Below are 849 nucleotides of genomic sequence, written 5' to 3' on the forward strand. Positions count from 1 at the left end.
CCCACGTTGGAGGACTTCGAGAATCTCGAGGGCTGCAACGAGATCCTGAACCTGACCCGCCCGGACATCGTCCGCTCCGTCCACGAGGCGTACTTCGCCTCGGATGTCGACTGCGTCGAGACGAACACCTTCGGCGCGAACCACACGGCCATGGTCGAGTACGAGATCGCCGACCGCGTGTACGAGCTGTCCGAGGCGGGTGCCCGGATCGCCCGCGAGGTCGCCGACGACTACGCCGCCCGCGACGGCCGCACGCGGTGGGTCCTGGGCTCGGTGGGGCCGGGCACGAAGCTCCCCACGCTGGGCCACATCTCGTACGCGACGATCCGTGACGGTTACCAGACCAACGCCGAAGGCCTGCTGGCCGGCGGCGCCGACGCCCTGATCGTCGAGACGACCCAGGATCTGCTGCAGACCAAGGCCTCCGTGCTGGGCGCCCGCCGCGCGATGGAGGCGACCGGTGTCGAGGTCCCCCTGCTGGTGTCGATGGCCTTCGAGACGACCGGCACGATGCTGCTGGGTTCGGAGATCGGCGCCGCGCTGACCGCGCTGGAGCCGCTCGGCATCGACATGATCGGCCTCAACTGCTCGACCGGACCCGCCGAGATGAGCGAGCACCTGCGCTATCTCACCCGCCACTCGCGCATCCCGCTGCTGTGCATGCCGAACGCGGGTCTGCCGATCCTGACCAAGGACGGCGCCCACTTCCCCCTCGACCCGGAGGGCCTGGCGGATGCGCAGGAGACGTTCGTCCGTGAGTACGGTCTGTCGTTGATCGGTGGTTGTTGCGGGACGACGCCGGAGCATTTGCGGCAGGTGGTGGAGCGGGTGCGTGGTGTGGCGCCGGGG

1 protein-coding gene is annotated in these 849 nt (G+C 69.3%); it reads left to right on the forward strand.

What is annotated here, in order from left to right:
- Positions 1-849: homocysteine S-methyltransferase family protein (locus ADK57_RS30330; RefSeq protein ID WP_199830719.1), on the forward strand; the 849-nt coding region annotated here is incomplete at both ends.

Source organism: Streptomyces sp. MMG1533, from assembly GCF_001279775.1.
Lineage (GTDB): Bacteria > Actinomycetota > Actinomycetes > Streptomycetales > Streptomycetaceae > Streptomyces.